Annotated in this window: 15 protein-coding genes; 3 read left to right on the top strand and 12 right to left on the bottom strand. The window is 73.6% G+C overall.

The genetic code is table 11. The annotated features are described in order from the left end of the window. Nucleotides 1-100: 100 nt before the first annotated feature. Nucleotides 101-745, bottom strand: a complete 645-nt coding sequence (locus ABZ857_RS17305) for a TetR family transcriptional regulator (protein WP_357043952.1) — start codon at nt 743-745, stop codon at nt 101-103. Nucleotides 746-902: 157 nt separating this feature from the next. Here ABZ857_RS17305 and ABZ857_RS17300 point away from each other — a divergent pair, with 157 nt between their 5' ends. Next, nucleotides 903-2,366 (top strand): serine/threonine-protein kinase, encoded by a 1,464-nt coding sequence (locus tag ABZ857_RS17300; RefSeq protein ID WP_357043951.1) that lies wholly within the window; start codon nt 903-905, stop codon nt 2,364-2,366. Between the two features lie 40 nt (nt 2,367-2,406). Here ABZ857_RS17300 and ABZ857_RS17295 read toward each other — a convergent pair whose 3' ends face one another. The 4 genes from ABZ857_RS17295 to ABZ857_RS17280 form a co-directional block, all read right to left on the bottom strand. After that, a complete protein-coding gene (locus ABZ857_RS17295) occupies nt 2,407-4,029 on the bottom strand; it encodes a wax ester/triacylglycerol synthase family O-acyltransferase (RefSeq protein ID WP_357043949.1) in 1,623 nt (540 codons plus the stop codon). 62 nt (nt 4,030-4,091) lie between these two features. Further along, on the bottom strand, nt 4,092-4,856 hold the full coding sequence (locus tag ABZ857_RS17290) for a peptidylprolyl isomerase (RefSeq protein ID WP_357043946.1): 765 nt from the start codon (nt 4,854-4,856) through the stop codon (nt 4,092-4,094). A 95-nt stretch (nt 4,857-4,951) separates the two neighbouring features. Continuing rightward, nucleotides 4,952-9,451, bottom strand: a complete 4,500-nt coding sequence (locus tag ABZ857_RS17285; RefSeq protein ID WP_357043944.1) for an NEW3 domain-containing protein — start codon at nt 9,449-9,451, stop codon at nt 4,952-4,954. Between the two features lie 161 nt (nt 9,452-9,612). Beyond that, a complete protein-coding gene (locus ABZ857_RS17280; RefSeq protein WP_357043942.1) occupies nt 9,613-10,329 on the bottom strand; it encodes an MBL fold metallo-hydrolase in 717 nt (238 codons plus the stop codon). Between the two features lie 197 nt (nt 10,330-10,526). Between ABZ857_RS17280 and ABZ857_RS17275 the strand changes: the two genes are divergently transcribed. Then, nucleotides 10,527-12,809: a glycoside hydrolase family 3 N-terminal domain-containing protein gene (locus tag ABZ857_RS17275; protein WP_357043940.1), complete on the top strand. Its 2,283-nt coding sequence runs from the start codon at nt 10,527-10,529 to the stop codon at nt 12,807-12,809. A gap of 76 nt (nt 12,810-12,885) precedes the next feature. Here the strand turns inward: ABZ857_RS17275 and ABZ857_RS17270 are convergent, their stop codons facing one another. The 5 genes from ABZ857_RS17270 to ABZ857_RS17250 form a co-directional block, all read right to left on the bottom strand. Beyond that, a complete protein-coding gene (locus ABZ857_RS17270) occupies nt 12,886-13,302 on the bottom strand; it encodes a DUF3592 domain-containing protein (protein WP_357043938.1) in 417 nt (138 codons plus the stop codon). Nucleotides 13,303-13,431: 129 nt separating this feature from the next. Then, a complete protein-coding gene (locus ABZ857_RS17265) occupies nt 13,432-13,848 on the bottom strand; it encodes a DUF3592 domain-containing protein (RefSeq protein ID WP_357043936.1) in 417 nt (138 codons plus the stop codon). A 74-nt stretch (nt 13,849-13,922) separates the two neighbouring features. Beyond that, nucleotides 13,923-14,336 (bottom strand): PH domain-containing protein, encoded by a 414-nt coding sequence (locus ABZ857_RS17260; protein ID WP_357043934.1) that lies wholly within the window; start codon nt 14,334-14,336, stop codon nt 13,923-13,925. Between the two features lie 98 nt (nt 14,337-14,434). Beyond that, nucleotides 14,435-15,061, bottom strand: a complete 627-nt coding sequence (locus ABZ857_RS17255) for a DUF5709 domain-containing protein (RefSeq protein ID WP_357043932.1) — start codon at nt 15,059-15,061, stop codon at nt 14,435-14,437. A 37-nt stretch (nt 15,062-15,098) separates the two neighbouring features. Continuing rightward, nucleotides 15,099-15,590: a metallophosphoesterase family protein gene (locus ABZ857_RS17250; RefSeq protein WP_357043930.1), complete on the bottom strand. Its 492-nt coding sequence runs from the start codon at nt 15,588-15,590 to the stop codon at nt 15,099-15,101. Between the two features lie 131 nt (nt 15,591-15,721). Here ABZ857_RS17250 and ABZ857_RS17245 point away from each other — a divergent pair, with 131 nt between their 5' ends. Then, nucleotides 15,722-15,862 carry a hypothetical protein gene (locus ABZ857_RS17245; protein ID WP_156080805.1) on the top strand — a complete coding sequence of 47 codons (141 nt, stop codon included), beginning with the start codon at nt 15,722-15,724 and terminating at the stop codon, nt 15,860-15,862. 91 nt (nt 15,863-15,953) lie between these two features. Here the strand turns inward: ABZ857_RS17245 and ABZ857_RS17240 are convergent, their stop codons facing one another. Together ABZ857_RS17240 and ABZ857_RS17235 are read right to left on the bottom strand one after the other, a co-directional pair. Next, nucleotides 15,954-16,397: a hypothetical protein gene (locus ABZ857_RS17240; RefSeq protein ID WP_357043928.1), complete on the bottom strand. Its 444-nt coding sequence runs from the start codon at nt 16,395-16,397 to the stop codon at nt 15,954-15,956. A gap of 127 nt (nt 16,398-16,524) precedes the next feature. Then, entirely contained in the window at nt 16,525-17,478 is a 954-nt protein-coding gene (locus ABZ857_RS17235) for a Ppx/GppA phosphatase family protein (protein ID WP_357043926.1), read from the bottom strand. Nucleotides 17,479-17,480: the final 2 nt, after the last annotated feature.

The raw sequence follows: 17,480 nt of genomic DNA, 5'->3' as shown, positions 1-17,480 counted from the left end.
CGGGCATGCGTTATGAAGGCCCCCATGGGGCCCTTAAACGGATTTGAGCGTTATCTGACCTGATTGAGGGCGTGATCCAGGGCGACGGGAGTGGACGGCCTCAGGATGTGAGCGCCCCGGCGATCACGTCGACGAGGCTGTCCACCACCGTGTCCCGGTCGAGCCCGGGGTTCTCCAGCCACCAGTCGCCGATCGCCTGAACCATGCCGACGAACGCGTGGCCGAGCACCCGGGCGCGTACCGGGTCGGCGACGCCCTCCTCCACGAGCACCGCGCCCAGCTCCTCGCCGATGCTGCGCACGATTGCGGCCATCTGGGTGTGGGTGCGGCTGTCCTCCGCGCTGGCCCGGTGGAACAGGAAGCGGTAGAGGTTGGGGTTGGCCGAGATGGTCTCCAGGTATGCCTCGATGGTGGCCCGGGCGCGAACCCGGGGATCGGCCATGGCCCTGGCGAACTCCGGGCGCAGCAGATCGATCACGACACGCGTGTGGCGCTCCGCGAGCGCCTGGTACAGGCCGCTCTTGTCGCCGAAATGACGGTAGAGGATCGGCTTGGTGATGCCCGCCTCCGCCGCGATCGCGGCCATCGACGCCTGCGGGCCCTCCCTGCGGATCACCCGGTCGGCCGCGTCGAGCAGGTCCCTGCGCCGCTCCGGGCTCCGGCCGCCCGTGGTGGCGCCTCCCGTGGTGGCGCCTCCCGTGGTGGCGCCTCCCGTGGTGGCGCCTCCCGTCGTGAGCCCCGTCATGAGCACAGCATAGGTGCCGATTCCGCGTCGCCTGGATCAAGACCGGGCCCTATGGGCGATCGCTCCGGTAATGTGCCGGACGCGGGTATCTGGTCCGGGATTTTCCGGTCCGGGACTCTCTGGTGAACGGTTCCGCCGGGTCCTCTGGAGGTGCGGGGTGGGCGAGGCGGGCGGGCCGCTGGTGTCGGGCTACGAGGTGCTCGGCATCCTGGGCCAGGGAGGCTTCGGGGTCGTGTACCGGGCCAGGCAGCTCGCGGTGGGCCGCGAGGTCGCGCTCAAGGTCGACAACCGCGTGCTCGTCTCCGACCGCGACCGGCGCAGGTTCATGCGCGAGGTGACGTCCGCCGGCGCCCTGTCCGGCCACCCGCACGTGGCCGACGTCTACGACGCGGGCGTGCTGCCCGACGGCCGGCCGTACATGGTGCTGGAGCTGTGCCCGAACGGGTCCCTGGCCGACCGGCTGCGCGACGGCGGCCCGCTCGGCCCCCGCGAGGTGCGCGACATCGGCATCAAGATCGCCGATGCGCTGGCCGCCGCCCACGCCGTGGGCGTCCTCCACCGCGACGTCAAGCCCGCCAACATCCTGGTCAACTCGTACGGCATGGTGGCCCTGTCGGACTTCGGGCTGGCCACGATGCCGGGGCAGGGCGGCGCGGCGCAGGGCGAGGTGTCGGTCACGCGCGAGTCGCTCACCCCCGCCTACGCTCCGCCGGAGGCGTTCGACCTCATCGAGCCCACGGCCGCCGGGGACGTGTACGCGCTCGCGGCCACGCTGTACGCCCTGCTCCAGGGCAGGCCGCCGCGCTTCCCGGACAGCGGCGTGGTGAACATCGCGGCCATCATGGCGCTGCACCGGCTGCCGATCCCGGACATCCCCGGCGTGCCCGGCGCGCTCACCGACGTCCTGCGCCACGGCATGGCGACCGATCCGGCCCGGCGGATCCAGACGGCCGCCGGGCTGCGGGACGCGCTCACCGCCCTGGCACCGGACGGCTCCGCCCCGGGGGACCGTCCGCACTCCGCCGCGCCCGAGGGCCCGGCCGGCGCACCCATGGGCCCGGCGAGCAGCGCACCCGGAAACCTGGCCGGCGTTCCGGGGTGGAGCGTTCCGTCCCTCTCCGGTCCCGCCCCGTCCCCGCCCACCCCGTCCCCCTCCGGGCCGGCCGCGGCGCTCGGTCAGCACCCCGGGGAGCGGCGGCCTGTCCAGGCTCGCACCCCCGCCGCGGGGCACTCGCTCACCGGCCCGGGCGGAGGCGTTCCCGCCGGCGGTCAGGACCTGCGCCGCGCGGTGACCGCGCCGAACGCGGCACCGATCCACCAAGCACAGGGTCACCAACCACAGGGTCACCAACCACAGGGCCTCCGGCCTCCCGGTCACCGGCCGCCGGGGTCTCGGCAGGGGTCCGCTCCCCCGCTCCCTCCACGCTCCGGCATGTCCCGGCAGTCGATCGTGTTCGCCGTGATCGCCGCCGTCTTCGCCCTGCTGCTCACGGCCGGGATCGCGGCGCTGACGCTGGGAGACGGCGGACAGGGGACACAGCCCCCTGCCGTCCCCGGCTCCACGTCCGGTCTCGGCGCGGACCACACTGGACCGCGCACGACGGGCGACGCCCTCTCCTGACCGACGGTGGCCGGTCGTGGGCGAGGGCGTGTGAAGGACCTCAGCCGGGCGGCGGCTCCGGAGGCTTGCGCGTCCGCCTCCGCTTCGCCGCCGTGCCCTGCTCCTGCGGCGGCCCCTCGGCCGCCCGCGCGCCGCGTGCCGCCGCCGCGCCCGCCTTCGCCGTCCTTCGCGGCTTCGCGGGCCTGGCGGGCTTCGCCGTGGCCGGCTCGGCCGGGGGCGCCAGGGTGCCGTACTCGGCCAGCGAGTCCCGCAGGTAGTCGATGAGGTCCCACACGTCGGGCACCATGTCGCGGTCGGTGACGATCCCAAAGCCGAGCCTGCCGTCGTAGGAGAACACCGTGATGTTGATCCCCCCGCTGACGTCCGTGATCACCGACATCGGGTAGAGCGCGAGGACCCGCGCCCCGTACACGTAGAGCGGCGTCTGAGGTCCCGGCACGTTGGAGACCAGCAGGTTCATGGCGGGTGCGGCACGCGAGGCGATCCGGAAGGCGGACCTGGCCGCCAGCGCGCTCAGCGCGGCCGGCATCGCCTGGCTGAACTCCAGGAGCCAGGCCGCCGGCGCCGCGGCGAGGCGTTCCTTGACCAGTCGCATCGAGCGGTTCACCGACAGCAGCCGGTCGCGCGGGTCGGCCACGTCCGTCGGCAGGGTGGTCATGGTCAGCATGACCTCGTTGGCGGCCGAGCCGTTGGCGGCCTGTCCCCGGGTGGAGACCGGGATTCCCGCGACGAGCGGCTGACGGGGCAGCTCGTCGCGCTTGGCCAGCCAGCGTCGCAGCGCCGTGGCGCACATCGCCATGACGACGTCGTTCACGGTGACGCCGAAGGCGTTCTTGATCCGCTTGACCTCGTCCAGGGGCAACTGGCCGAACGCGAATCGGCGGTGCCGCGAGATCGGCCCGGAGAACGGTGTGCGGGGCACGACCATCCTGGGCAGCTCGGGCAGGGGTTCGGCGTCCCCGCCGCCGATGCCCCGGACGAACCGCGAGACCAGCCCGGCCCCCGGAAGCTGCGCCACGAACGGCACCTCGTCCAGCCGCGGCATCGCCTCGGCGACGAAGCGCAGCAGGGCGAACGGGTTGTCCAGCACCCGCGCGACGCCCCTGATCAGCATCTCCAGCGCATCGGGGGCCTCCTGCGGCTCGGCCGCGGCCTCCGGAGCGGGCACGTCGGCCGGCTCCGGCTCGAAGTCCATCACGGCGGCCAGCACCTCGGCCCCGGTGACGCCGTCGACGGCGGCGTGGTGGACCTTCGTGTAGATCGCCACCCGGCCCTCGGCCAGGCCGTGGATCAGGTAGATCTCCCACAACGGCCGCCCACGGTCGAGCCGTGCCCCGTGCAGGCGGGCGACCTGCTCGGCGAGCTTGTGGTCGTCGCCGGGAGGGGGCAGCGCCAGATCCCGTACGTGGTAGTCGAAGTCGACCTCGCGATCCTCCGCCCAATAGGGGTGGTCGAGCCCGAAGGGCACCTCGACCAGCCGCCTGCGCAGCGGCGGCGCGAGATGGAGCCGCCGCTTGAGCAGCGCGATCAGGTCCTCACGGGTCAGCGCGCCGCCGGGCCTGCCGGAGGGGTCGAGAATCGTGAGCGCCGCGATGTGCGCGAGGTTGGTGCCCGTCTCGAAGTTGAGGAACTGCGCGTCGAAGGCGCTGACTTGCTGTGCCATGCCTACTCACGTGCCCCGAAACGCCGGGGTCGGACCGCCGGGGAGCGGGGTGTTTCGCGTGGTCAGTGCCGGTGGCCGGCGTCGGGCTGGGCCGGGTCGGCCGGATGCTCGTGCCCCGGCGCGAGCACGACCGAGTCGGCGTGCCGTGCGTCGAGCCAGCGGGCGAAGGCCCGCTCCCCGCTCTCCTTGGCCAGCTCCGCGCGGATCCGCTCCCGCACGGCCGCGTACGGCTCCCGCCGCGCCGCCTCGATCCGCTCGACCACCAGAGTCCAGGGGCCGCCGGGGCCCTCCACGGGCCCGACCGTCTCACCTTCGCGGGCGGCGAAGACCGCGTCCTCGATCGGCCCGGCGATCTGCCCGCGCCGGACCGGCCCGAACGGACGGACCCAGCGCGTCTCCGGCGTGGTGAACCGGTCGAGGTTGCGCCGGTAGTAGTCGCGCACCTCGTCCTCGGACGGCTCGCGGCCCGCGGCGAGCGCCCGGCACACCTCCCTGGCGGCCGGCGTCGTCACCAGGACGGCGGCCGCGACGCCGCCCGTCCGGAGCGCCCCGGCCAGCGTGAGCGCCGGCTCCGCCCCCGGCGGCGGGCAGTGCCCGGCCGACAGAGGGTGCCCGGCCAGCAGAGGATGTCCCGGCCGCGCGGGGTGCCCGACCGGCAGGCCGAGACGGGCCGCCTCCTGCTCGGCCAGCGTCTCGGCCACCATGACCTGCACCAGCCAGCGGCGCAGGTTGCGGCCCTCGGCGGTCTCCGGGCGCGGCAGCCGGGCCGCGAGCGGGCCGCCGCGCATCAGGCGGAGCCGCCGCTCCACCTCGGCGACCGTGATCACCCGATCTCCCGCCACCGCCGCGGCCCGCGGAACAGGGCGCCCCCCGCCGCCCTCCCCATCGGACGCCGTACCGGTCCGGGGAGCGTCCGGGCCGTTCACGGCTCGACCTCGACCTCGATCGTGTCGGTGTAGTGCAGCCACCCGGCACAGGCGATCTTCACGAGCGCCCACCAGCGGCCCGGGCGGGTGCCCGGCGGCACGCGTACCGGGAAGCGCACCTCCGCCTCGCCCTCGGGCGGCACGACGGCCCCGGTGTTCCACTCGGGGAACATCTCGAACGTCTGCCACGGGCCGACGAGCTGCACCTGCGCGGAAACCGGCGACCGCGCCTCGGACCGCAGCAGGACCACGATCTCCGCCCGGCCTCCGGGCGTCAGCCGCAGGTGCGGCGGGCCGCCGGGACCCTCCAGCGTCACCTCCAGCCCCGGCGACCGCCGTCCGCCCTCACCCGGCCGGAACACGTGCAGCCGGGTCACGTCCTCGTACGCCTGGCCGCCGAACTCGGTGCGCGCGCCGAGCAGGTAGAGGCCGCCCTCCGCGTCCAGGGGCGGCGTGAGCCGCACCGGCACGGTGGCGTGGCCTCCTGGAGGCAGCACGTACGGCCGGACGGCGGGCTCCACCGACCAGCCGTCGGGGGCGGTGAGCGTGACCACGCCCTCCGCCCGGTCCTCCGTGAGGCCGGAGGCGATGGTCAGGGTCAGCTCCACCGGCCCCGCGACGTCCAGGTCGAGCGGGGACAGATGCACGGCGACCGGCAGGTCGCCCATCGGCGCGGGCCCGGTGTTGTTCAGCCAGTAGCGCGTGTGGATCGGCTGGTGCGGCTCGGTCTCCGGCATCGGCCGCGCACTCCCACCGGCCGCCGCCCGGCCGCCTGCCGCCGCGACGCCCCCCTCAAGGCGGCCGGCCCGCTCTCCGCCCACGTCCGCGGTCGCGGGCCGGGGACGGAGCGGGGCGACCAGCGTGACGATCTCCATGCCGTCGAGCGTGGCGGGGGCGTCTCCAATGGCGTGCTCCAGGAGGTCGGCCCGCCGCCACGGCACCGCGCCGCCGATTTCCCCGACGCCCCCAACGCCCGCGCCCCCAGTCCCCGCGCCCCCAGTCCCCGCGCCCCCAGTGCCCGCGCCCCCAGTGCCCGCCCCCAGGGGCAGTGTCGTGGCGATCGACAGCGGGACGGTCCGGCCGCCGGCCTCGTACACGCGCGCGGTCAGGCCGGTCACCGGACCGGGCGTCCGGCCCGAGGCGATCGGGTTCCCGGACGCCTTGAGCGCGGTGAGGACCAGGCCGGGCCCGGTCTCCAGGAACGACCGCGACTCGCCCGCCGGCCCGTCCTCCCCCACGGTCGCCGACAGGGGGTGGTTGACGTCGTGGCCGAGCCGTACGAGATCGGCCGCCCGCCAGTCGCCCGGGGCGGCCACCAGCGAGCACTCGAACGTGTGCGTCCAGTGCTGGAGCTGGAAACCGGAGCCGTCGGGCGCGGTGCGGCGCGGCGGATCGATCCACACGCCGGACGGCCAGCCGGTGCACGACCGCATCAGCGACACGTGCAACGCCCCCGACGGATCGATCGCGAAGCCCGGGATGCCCCGGTTGACGATCCCGACGGTGAAGTCGTCGAGGACCGCGTCGGCCGGCTCGGCGTCCGTCACCACCTCCACAGCCGCGTCGGCGAGGTCCGCTACCAGCTCCTCGACCGCGCCCTCGCCGCAGACCACGAGCACCGGAAGATCGCGGGGGCCGGTGAGGTCCGCGCCCGGCACCCAGACCTTCTCCAGCGACTCGTCCGCCGGCACCCACAGGCGGGCCCGGCCGTCGGCGTCGAGACGCGCGCGCAGCTCCGCCGCCTCCGCGTCGTCCAGCAGCGCCGCGACGAACGGGTTCTCCTCGGGCGTGCCGATCGCGATGCGCACGTCGGGCAGGTTGGAGTCCACGGCGAGGTTCCCGTACCGGGGGCCGGGCCCGGTGGAGCACGTCGAGGTCACGCCCTGCCGCACGAGCGCCACGGCCAGGTCCCTGAGCCCGTCGGCGGGCACCCCTGGTCTCCCACCCGACGCGGGCGCGGCCGGCGCGGACCCTTTGGACGCGGGCCCTTCGGGCGCGGGCGGCCCGGACGGCGCCGGGGCGGGTGGCGCGATGATCTCGGCGACGCCGACGGCCCGCGCGCCGAGAGGGCGTCCGGCGGGCGAGCGCAGCACGACGCGGGCGGTGGACGACAGCGCGAACCAGGTGTGCGCGGCGTTGTCCAGCGTCCACGGGTGCTCCGCCGAGTCCACGTCGATCAGGCCGAACCCGCGGCCGACGACGGCGCCGGCGACCTCGCTGACCGGCAGCGCCCCCGGCACCCGCACCGGCCAGCGCAGCCGGAGCAGCACGTCGGAGCCGTGGAACTCGTCCACGTGGGTGGTGAGGTCCACCCGCGGCAGCCCGTCCCAGAGCGTGATCTCCTGCGTGTAGACGACCGGGCCGACCCTGCCGCAGGCGACGATCCGCCGCCCCGCCGGGCACTCGGCGACGGTGACCTCAGCGGGAGCCGCGGCCGAACCGCTCACTTCGCCGCTCGGCACCAGGTGCCACGGACCCTCGCCGAAGCGGGGGTGCGCCGGGTGCTCGTCGTAGACGAGCAGCTCGTTGCCCACCCGGCCCTGCTGCAGCAGCTCGCGGCCCTCCACGATGAGGCTCGACACCGTCCCGCCGCGCTCGGGGTCGACCTCCACCGCGTGCGTGGCGTTCTCGATCCGGGTCCCCTCGCGTACGGCCCAGCCGATCGGGGCGGGCTCGGCGGTGGGCGCCAGCCGGAACGTCCGGTAACCGAGCGCGGGCACGTCGCCGGCGACGAAGACCGCGTCCACGGCCGCGAGGCTGCCGTCGGGGTGCCGCTCGGGGTGTTCGAGCAGCAGGCCCCCGACCGGCGGGTCGAGCGTCACGCCGTACGACCCCGGCTCGGGCAGCGTCAGCCGTACGCGGACGAGGTCGGTCCTCGTCCAGGAGGAGGGGTTCCAGACGGCGACGCCGGTCAGGCCCTCGCCGAGGCGGCGCAGCGACGCGTCTAGGACCCGCCCGCCCAGGTCGTACGCCTCCCGCCAGCCCGTCATCAAATCCAGGTAGACCTGGTCGGACTCCGATCCGGTGATGCCGTCGTGGTGCGCGCCGTACGCGATCTGGCGCCAGGCCTTGTCGAGGGCGCCGTGCGGGTAGGGCGCGCCGAGGGTCGCCGCGGCGACGGCGGCGAACTTCTCGGCGTCGGCGAGCCGCGTCTCGGCGTGCCGCTGCGCCTGCTTGGTGTCGATGTACGACACGTCCTTGCCGGTGTAGATCGGGTTCATGTCCCGTGTCTGCGGCGTCAGGCGGACGCCCTCGTCCCGCACGGCGGCGAAGAACTCCCTGGGCAGCCCGCAGACGAACCGGGGCGAGACGTAGCGCCGGTTCCAGTCGCGCTGGATCTCCATGACCCACTTGTTGGGCGGGGTGTAGTCGGTGCCGACGGGCAGCAGCACGTTGCGGGTCGCGGCGACCTTCTTGAGCAACGTGAACAGCTCGTAGACGGCGGCCTCGGCCTGTTCCAGGGCCGGCGCGGAGTCCATCCACCACCCGGCGCTGTAGTGGGCCGGCATGTAGTGGGTCGTGACCCCGCGCCCCGACGGCGACAGCCACTCGAACTCCGAGGGGAACTGCATCACCGACGGGTCGCCCCAGCCTCCGCCCGCGAGCATCGGGCCCCACTGGTGGTACGGCCCGCGCGCCCACGAGCTGGAGGTCAGCCCCGCCTCGGCGATCAGCCCGGGAAACTGCGGGTCGTGCCCGAACGCGTCGAGCTGCCAGGCCGTGGCCGGATCGCCGCCGAGCACGTCGCGCTGGAAGCCGATCCCGTGGACGATGTTGCGGATCGTCGCCTCGGGGCCGGTCAGGTTGGTGTTCGGCTCGTTGTAGGTGCCGCCCATGATCTCCAGCCGGCCCTCCGCGAGCAGGCGGCGCAGGTAAGCCCGGTCCTCGGGGTGGGCGTTCCAGTACGGCTTGAGGTAGTCGACCTCCGCGAGCACGAACTTGTAGCCGGGCTCCCTCCTGGCGGTGTCCAGGTGGAGCCGGACGAGGTCGAATCCCGCGTGCTGGAACTCCTGCCGGTTCGCCTGCGCCGGGCCGCCCGCGTGGTCCCAGGTGGCGGTGTAGGCGGCCTGGGTGTTCCACCAGACCGGGTCGTAGTGGAAATGGGGGATCATCCAGACCGTCCACCCCGGCTCGGCCACGAGCAGCTCGCCCTCGGCCGTGCACCGCTCCCGGCCCGCGGCGGCCCGCACGGTGATCGGGACGCGTGCGCCCGGGACCGCGGCGGGCGCGGCGGCCTCCACCGGCACCTCCACGGACATCTCCACCGGCACCTCCGCGGGCGCCCTCGCCGGCGTTCCCGCCGGCGCTGTTTCCGGGACCGCCTGGCCCCGCGCGCTCAGGCTCCGCTCGCCCCGCACCCCCGGGCCGGTGACCTCGACCACCGGGGACGCGCCGTCCGGCACCTCGCCGAGGACGACGCGGACCACCTGGCGCGGGTCCTGGCCGGTGGCCACGCGTACGAACAGCTCGGTCGATTCGACGGCGGTGATGCGCATGGGCGCCCCTCTGGTCGCGGCCGGCACCCCGGCACACACGGTCAGGCTCGGACGGTCAGGCTCGGACGGTCAGGCTCGGACGGTCGGGCTTGGCGGGCTTGGCGGGCTCGGACAGGCTGGGGGACGGGACCGGCAAGGTTCATGCCCCCGCGTCCGCCCGTTCACTCGGGATCCGGTGACATCCTGCGGGCCGCGGCCCGCAGGAGGCCGGACGCGCCCTCCGTGACGGGCTCGCCGTGGCCGAAACAGGCGATCTCGACGTCGAGGGCCGCCTGCCGCGCGAACGAGGCGACGGCCGCGGGCGGGTCGGCGTTGAACACGCCGAGGATCACCTGCCCGTCGGGAGCGCGGGCGACGGTGTCGCCGGTGAACAGCACGCCCGGCCCCGGCAGGTGCACGGCGAGGCTGCCGGGCGTGTGACCGGGCACGGCCAGCGCCCGCGCCCCGCCGCCGAACTCCAGCGTGTCGCCGTCGCCCAGTTCGCGGTCCACCCGTACGGGCGGCGCGGTCACGTGCGGCATGCCCCCGTGGACCCGGTCCCACAGCTCCCGCTCCCATCCGGACAGGACCGGCGGGGGCCCGGCCGCCTCGCCCCGGACGAAGGGCGCGTCGTCGCGGTGGGCGTACACGGTGACGTCGCCCCAGGACGCGATGTCGGCGGCCGAGCCGGTGTGGTCCTCGTGGAAGTGCGTCAGCACCAGACGCCGTACGTCGGACGGCGCGTGCCCGAGCGAGCGGACGGCGTCCTCGATGAGCGGCGCGGAGCCGGGAACCCCGGAGTCGATCAGCGTGAGCCCGTCCGGGTCGCGCCACAGGTAGACGTGCCCGACGGGGAAGCGCAGGAAATACAGGCTGGGCAGAAGTTCGACGACGTCCATGCCGCGACGCTAGAACCACCGGGACGGCCGTCGGCACGATCTTCGCCCGCGGCGATTCCGCCCTCGGCCGAACCCGCCTCTCGAATTCTGCGTGAAAGTTTCGTCGTACGCGGCTGGTGGCGAGTGTCCGGGAGTCACATTGTTTGACCTGAATCGTGGCGATTCCTACGGTCGGCGGCGACATCGAGGAGGACGTGATGACATCCCGGCTGAGGCCCGTCTGGGTCACCGCGCTCGTGACGCTGCTCGCCGCGGCGCTGAGCGCCGTCTTCATCGCCGACCGCGGGGTCGCGCGGGCGGCGGACGCCCCCTACAAGGATCCGGGCCTTCCGGTGGCGGCGCGGGTGGACGACCTGCTGTCCAGGATGTCGCTGGACGACAAGGTCGGGCAGATGACCCAGGCGGACAGGGCGGCCCTGACGACGATCTCCGACGTGGCGACCTACCGGCTGGGCTCGATCCTGTCCGGCGGCGGCTCGGCGCCCTCCCCGAACACCCCGTCGTCCTGGGCCGACATGTACGACAACTTCCAGCGGCAGGCGCTGTCCACCCCACTCGGCATTCCGATGATCTACGGGGTCGACGCCGTGCACGGGCACAACAACGTCGTGGGCGCGACGATCTTCCCGCACAACATCGGGCTCGGGGCGACCCGCGATCCCGATCTGGTGGAGCGAGTGGGGCGCGCGACGGCCGAGGAGGTGTCGGGCACCGGGATCGACTGGACCTTCGCGCCCTGCCTGTGCGTGGCACGCAACGACCGCTGGGGCCGCACGTACGAGTCCTTCGGGGAGGACCCGCAGCTCGTCACCCAGATGACGACGATCGTGGACGGCTTCCAGAAGGCCGGGAACGCCTCCATCCTCGCCACCGCCAAGCACTACGTGGGCGACGGCGGCACCACCGGTGGCAGGGACCAGGGCAACACCGAGCTGAGCGAGGCCGACCTGCGCGCGATCCACCTCGCGCCGTTCAAGGCCGCCGTGCAGCGCGGCGTGGGCTCCGTGATGGTGTCCTACAGCTCCTGGAACGGCGTGAAGATGCACGGCAACAAGTACCTGCTCACCGACGTGCTGAAGGGCGAGCTGGGCTTCACGGGCTTCGTGGTCACCGACTGGGCGGGCATCGACCAGCTCGACGGCCAGACCGGCTTCACCGCGAACGAGATCACCACGGCGGTCAACGCGGGCGTCGACATGGTGATGGTGCCGACCGACTACAAGAAGTTCGTCTCGCTGCTGAAGTCGGAGGTCCAGGCGGGCCGGATCCCGATGTCACGCATCGACGACGCGAACCGGCGCATCCTGGCCAAGAAGTTCGAGCTGGGGCTGTTCGAGAGGCCGCTGACCGACCGGTCCTACACGTCCACCGTGGGCAGCGCGGCACACCGCGCCGTCGCCCGCGAGGCCGTACGCAAGTCGCTGGTCCTGCTGAAGAACGCGGGCGACGTGCTCCCGCTCGGCAAGAGCGGCGGCAAGATCTTCGTAGCCGGCAAGAGCGCCGACGACATCGGCAACCAGAGCGGCGGCTGGACGATCAGCTGGCAGGGCTCGTCCGGGAACATCACGCAGGGGACCACGATCCTGCAGGGCATCCGCGACGCCGTCGGCTCCGGCACACAGGTCACCTACAACCGTGACGGCAGCGGCATCGACTCCTCCTACCGTGCGGCGATCGCCGTCGTGGGCGAGACGCCGTACGCGGAGGGCCAGGGCGACCGGACCGGGTCGATGGGCCTCGACTCCACCGATTTGGCCACGCTGCAGCGGCTCAAGGCGTCCGGCGTGCCGCTGGTCGTGGTGCTCGTCTCCGGCCGGCCGCTGGACATCGCCGGTCAGATCGACCAGTGGAACGCGCTGGTGGCGGCCTGGCTGCCGGGCACCGAGGGCCGCGGCGTGGCCGACGTGCTGTTCGGCGACCACGCCCCCACGGCGAAGCTGCCGATGACCTGGATGCGCAGCGCCGACCAGCAGCCGATCAACGCCGGGGACGGCAAGCAGGCGCTGTTCGAGTACGGCTTCGGGCTGACCTACACGGGCGCCAGCCCGTCCCCCTCGCCCTCGCCCTCGCCGTCTCCCTCTGCTTCCCCCTCGCCGTCCGCTTCCCCCTCCCCTTCCCCTTCCCCTTCCCCGTCGCCGTCGCCGTCGCCGTCGTCGTCCGGCGGGTGCGTGGTGACGTACAAGGTGAACGACTGGGGCAGCGGGTTCACCGCCGACGTGACGATCACCAACAGGTCGTCGAGCCCGGTCGACGGCTGGCGACTCCAGTGGACCTACGCCGGCAACCAGAAGGTCACCGGCTACTGGAACTCGACGGTCACCCAGTCGGGCCAGCAGGTCACCGCGTCCAACGCCACCTGGAACGGGACCATCGGCGCGGGCGGCGGCACGGCGAACTTCGGCTTCCAGGGGTCATACAGCGGCGCCAACCCCGCCCCCACCGCCTTCACTTTGAACGGGACGGCCTGCGCGACCGGATGACGTGCGCCGGGGGCGGGGACGCCCAGGCCCTCAAGACGTCCGGGCCCTCAAGACGTCCGGGCTCGAAACGTCCGGCTCAGAACGTCTGGGTCAGCGCCACCCCCGCCCCCGCGGTGAACAGGACGATGCCGACCGCGAGGAAGATGCCGCCGAGGAGGGTGCCGCTCCCCGCCGCGCTGTCGATGCGGATCCGCGTCGGCCTGGCCGGGTCGTACAGCACCGGGACCTCCTCACCCGGCCGCGCGGGCGGCGGGTTGCTCCCATAGGTGGTCTCGGCCTCGACCTGCTGGCCGTGGATGGTGGTGAAACGGATCGTCGGATAGTACGAGGTGCCGTCGTCGGACCGGCTCGCCCGCAGTCCTACGACCAGGCCGCGGGTGCGTTGCGCCCGGCGGCGGAACTCCCGGGCGTTCATGGTGATTCCGCCGCCGATGAGGCCGAAGACGAGACCGAGACCCGCCAGGATCAGTGTGATGAGAGCGGTTTGTGACACGATCGGACCTTAGGGCCCGGCGCTTGCGATCGGCTTGCACGCTCCTTCATCGGCTTCATCCGCTTCATCGGCTTCATCGGCCTCATCCGCGCGAGCGGCAGGGCGGCCGGCACCGCCGACGGAGTCCGGTCACGGCACGTGGCCGAACACCATGCCCGCCCACATGGCGAACGCGGCGAAGCCGACCATGAGGAAGACACCGCCGTACAGGGTCCCGTCGGTCCAGGCGCTGTCGACGCGGACCCGCGCGGGCCGGGCCGGATCGTACACCACCGGCACCCACTCGCCCGGCCGCCCCGGCGGGGGGTTGCTCCCGAACCGCGCCTCGGCCTCGACCTGATGGCCGTGCTCCGTGGTGAAGCGGACCGTGGAGTAGTACGTCGTGGTCCGGTGCGACCGGCGTAGCCGTACCCGGACGACCTGTCCCCGCGCTCGCCGCCCCCGTCTGCGGAAGCGGCGGGCGTGCAGCACGATCCCGCCTCCCAGCAGCGCGAAGCCCGCGCCGACGCCGAAGAGGAACGGTGCGATGAGAGCGGAGTTCGCCACATCCGTACCGTAGTGTCCCCGGCTGTGCGATCGCGGGCTGATTCCCCGGGACGGCCCGGGGCCGACCGGGTGTCTCAGGGGCGCATCCGCATGAGCGCCTCGGCCACGTCGACGACCGGCTCACCGAGGTCGAAACGGCTGAACAGGTGGATCTGCTCGCCGGCGTCGATCTCCAGCAGCTCGGTCGTCAGGCCGTACCGGCGGTGGGAGTCCACCCGGATGCGGTCCACGTCGTTCCAGGAGATGCGCTCCCGGCCGGCGAGCCCGCTGACGACCAGCCCGTCCTCCCCCGCCGCGAGCCGCACCGGCGCGACCAGGTCGCGGCCGGTCAGCAGGCCGAAGCCCAGGGCGGCCACGCCGGCGAGGAAGAGCTGCGCGCCGTCGCCGGCGATCGCCAGCACACCGCACAGCACCGTGCCGGCGGCCTTCAGCGCAACGATCCCGCGCGGCACCCGCCATTCGTGCCGCGGCTCCTCAACTCCCGCCATCGAGGCAGCGTAACGAATGCGAGGTCCTCTCGCGGCTCCTTCCCTGCCTCTCACGCCATGCGGCGGCGGCCCGGCCGCCCGGCCGCCGCCGTCTCCCCCTACGGCGTCTCGTCCTCCACGCGCATGGCCTGCTCCTCCGCCGTGTAGCCGCCGAAGTCCGGCCCCACGTCCTCGGCGATCATGTCCTTCTCGGTGTCCACTCCCATGCCGCCGTCCGGATCGACGAGCCGGCCCGCCTGGCCCGGCTCCGCGGTGCCGTACCTGCCGGGCTGGGCCGGGTTCACCGTCGCGTAGCCGGCCGGGTCGCCGGATCCGTAGCCGCCGGCCTCGTCGCCGGTGCCGGTCCCATACCCCTCGTACGGCTCGCCGCCCTCGCCGAGGACGTCGGCCTCACCGGCCTCCTCCCCGCGGCGGCCGGGCGCCCTGCCGGGCTCCATGCCGGGCTCCGTGCCGGGCTCCGTGCTGGGCTCCATGCTGGGCTCCATGCCGAACCGGACGTCCACGTCGGGGACCTCACGGGACAGGCGCCGGCCGAGGGACTCGCCCTCGCGCATCTCGTTGGGCGTCGTGCCGTACTCGTCGAGGCCCAGGGGCCGGTCACCGGGCAGCGGCATCTCCTGGGGGTCCTCGGCCCACTGCTGCTCGGGCGTGCCCTCCTGCAGGTCCGGAATGCCTTCGTCCTCGAACCGCGAGCGCGGGTCGGGCTGTGGTCTGTTCTCTCTCATACCGGCCCCATGCCCCGCCGTACGGCCCTTAGGCAGGTCAGGTGACGGGCACGATCTCGGCCCGCCGCAGCACGCCGCCCTCGACGTCGAGTATTCCGATGGTGCCGTGCGGCTGGCGGCGGCGGTCGGTGGGCGAGCCGGGGTTGAACACCCGCACCCCGTCGCCGGTCAGGTCCATGGGGATGTGGGAGTGCCCGAAGACGACCAGGTCGGCCTCCGGGAAGCGGCGCCTCATCCGCGCGGTCCGCCCGGCGGCCTGCCCGCTGTCGTGGATCATCGCCACCCGGAGCCCGCCGAGGTCGAGTTCGAGCGTCTCGGGGGCGCCCCAGGCCGCGACGTCCGGGCCGTCGTTGTTGCCGAGCACCGCGTGGACCGGAGCGTACGCGGACAGCTCCACCAGGACGTCGGCGGTGCAGACGTCACCGGCGTGCAGGATCAGCTCCGCCCCCCGCAGGTGCTCGGCGACCGCGGGCGGGCAGGACTTCCAGCGCCGGGGAGCGTGGGTGTCCGCCAGCACGACGACCTTCACCGTCCCATCTTCCCCGCAAAGAAGAGGTGCCAAATCACATATTCGGGGAATAGGGACTCACGACCCGCACGACCCTCATGCCCTGCACCCCTACGCCGGCCTCCCCCGGCCGGTCCCGCTCGGGAGGAACGATGAGCAGGCAGATCGCCGACGGCTACCAGGCCCCCACGCTGTCCGAGCTCGAGGCACGCGTACGCGGGCTGGAGACTCAGGTCGCCCGCCTCACCGAGCTGGTGAAGACGCTGTCCGGCCAGAGCCGGGAGAGCCGCTGACGGCGGCCCCGTCCGGGTGCGAGGCGCCCGGAACGACGGCGTCCCCGCCAGGGACGACCTGACGGGGACGCAGACGCCGGCGTGGTCCTCGTTACGCGCGACGCGCGGAGGCGGCGACGGCCCGGACCTGCCGGTCCGCGCCCCGGCCCGCGGCGCGCCCGTTCACGTGCCCGTTGCCGGACGCGTTGGCGGGCGCTTTGCCGGACCCGATCGCGGGTGCCTTGGCGGCCCCGTTCACGGACCCGTTGCCGGACCCGATCGCGGGTGCTTTGCCGGACCCGTTTCCGGATCCGGTCGCGGACCCGTCGGCGGGCGCACCGGCCTCCCCGGCCTGGGCGGCCCGGGAGTTCCGTGCGCGCCCGTCCGTGCCCGTGCCCGCCGGGACGGATGTCGCCCGTCCGTAGGACTCGCGCCCGGTGCTCACCGCCATCGCACCCAGCCATACGAGGGTCGCGATCGCGATCACCACCACGGCTCCGAGCACCAGCACCGCCACCGCCGCCAGGGAGACCACGGCTCCCAGCAGCTCCACCATTGAGATTTCCTCCAGAGGTCGACCCCGATTACGGCACTCCGGTGGCCGGTGGAAGATCACCTGCCACATAGAGGAACGAAAATTGCCGGTTATTGGTGCCTTGCCCCGTTTGGATGACCCTCATACCTTACTGATCGGCCAGCGGGGGCCGACCCATGGGTAGGCCGTCGAGCCTGCGCAGGATCACGCCCTCGCGCAGCGCCCACGGGCAGATCTCCAGCACCGGCAGCTCGAACAGGTCCATCGCGGCGTCCGCGACGACCGCGCCGGCGAGAAGCTGCGCGGCCCGCCCCGCGGAGACGCCGGGAAGCTCCGCCCGGCGGTCCGCCGGCATCGTGGCCAGCCGGGCCGTCCATTCGACCAGGTCCTCGTGCGTCAGCGTCCGCTTGACGTACGGGCCCTCGCCGGATGACGCCGCCCCCGCGATGCGCGCGAGCTGGCGGAACGTCTTGGAGGTGGCGACCGCGTGGTCCGGCCTGCCGTACCTGGCGACCGCCCCCACCGTCCGCGCGATCTGGGTGCGCACGTGCCGCCGCAGCGCGCGGACCTCCTCCGGATCGGGCGGGTCGGCGGTGAACCAGTCGCGGGTGAGCCGTCCCGCGCCGAGCGGGAGGGAGACGGCGACGTCGGGCTCCTCGTCGATGCCGGAGGCGATCTCCAGCGAGCCGCCCCCGATGTCGGTCACCAGCAGCCGCCCGGAGGACCAGCCGAACCAGCGGCGTACGGCCAGGAACGTCAGCCTGGCCTCGTCGTCCCCCGACAGCACCTGGATGTCCACCCGGGTGTCGGCCTTGATCTGGGCCAGCACGTCCTCGCCGTTGACCGCGTCGCGGACCGCCGAGGTGGCGAAGGCGACCAGGTCCTCCACGCCCTTGTCCTCGGCGATGCGGGCCGCCTCGCGTACGAAGGACCGGAGCCGCGCCGCCCCCTCCTCGCTGAGCCTGTCGCCGTCCACGAGATGCTCGGCCAGCCGCAGCTCCTCCTTGTGGGAGAACGCGGGCAGTGGCCGGGCACCCTGATGCGCGTCCATCACCAGCAGGTGCACCGTGTTGGAACCGACGTCCAGGACTCCGAGTCGCATGC

This window comes from Microbispora sp. NPDC046933, from assembly GCF_040644635.1.
Taxonomy (GTDB): Bacteria; Actinomycetota; Actinomycetes; order Streptosporangiales; family Streptosporangiaceae; genus Microbispora.
Note: the sequence above shows the minus strand (reverse complement) of the source record. Positions and strands in the feature narration are given on the sequence as shown.

Coding starts and splice junctions, on each gene's coding strand:
- ABZ857_RS17305 (WP_357043952.1), bottom strand. CDS start 745: ATGACGGGGCTCACGACGGGAGGCGCCACCACGGGAGGCGCCACCACG.
- ABZ857_RS17295 (WP_357043949.1), bottom strand. CDS start 4,029: ATGGCACAGCAAGTCAGCGCCTTCGACGCGCAGTTCCTCAACTTCGAG.
- ABZ857_RS17285 (WP_357043944.1), bottom strand. CDS start 9,451: ATGCGCATCACCGCCGTCGAATCGACCGAGCTGTTCGTACGCGTGGCC.
- ABZ857_RS17280 (WP_357043942.1), bottom strand. CDS start 10,329: ATGGACGTCGTCGAACTTCTGCCCAGCCTGTATTTCCTGCGCTTCCCC.
- ABZ857_RS17275 (WP_357043940.1), top strand. CDS start 10,527: ATGACATCCCGGCTGAGGCCCGTCTGGGTCACCGCGCTCGTGACGCTG.
- ABZ857_RS17260 (WP_357043934.1), bottom strand. CDS start 14,336: ATGGCGGGAGTTGAGGAGCCGCGGCACGAATGGCGGGTGCCGCGCGGG.
- ABZ857_RS17255 (WP_357043932.1), bottom strand. CDS start 15,061: ATGAGAGAGAACAGACCACAGCCCGACCCGCGCTCGCGGTTCGAGGAC.
- ABZ857_RS17245 (WP_156080805.1), top strand. CDS start 15,722: ATGAGCAGGCAGATCGCCGACGGCTACCAGGCCCCCACGCTGTCCGAG.
- ABZ857_RS17240 (WP_357043928.1), bottom strand. CDS start 16,397: ATGGTGGAGCTGCTGGGAGCCGTGGTCTCCCTGGCGGCGGTGGCGGTG.
- ABZ857_RS17235 (WP_357043926.1), bottom strand. CDS start 17,478: ATGCGACTCGGAGTCCTGGACGTCGGTTCCAACACGGTGCACCTGCTG.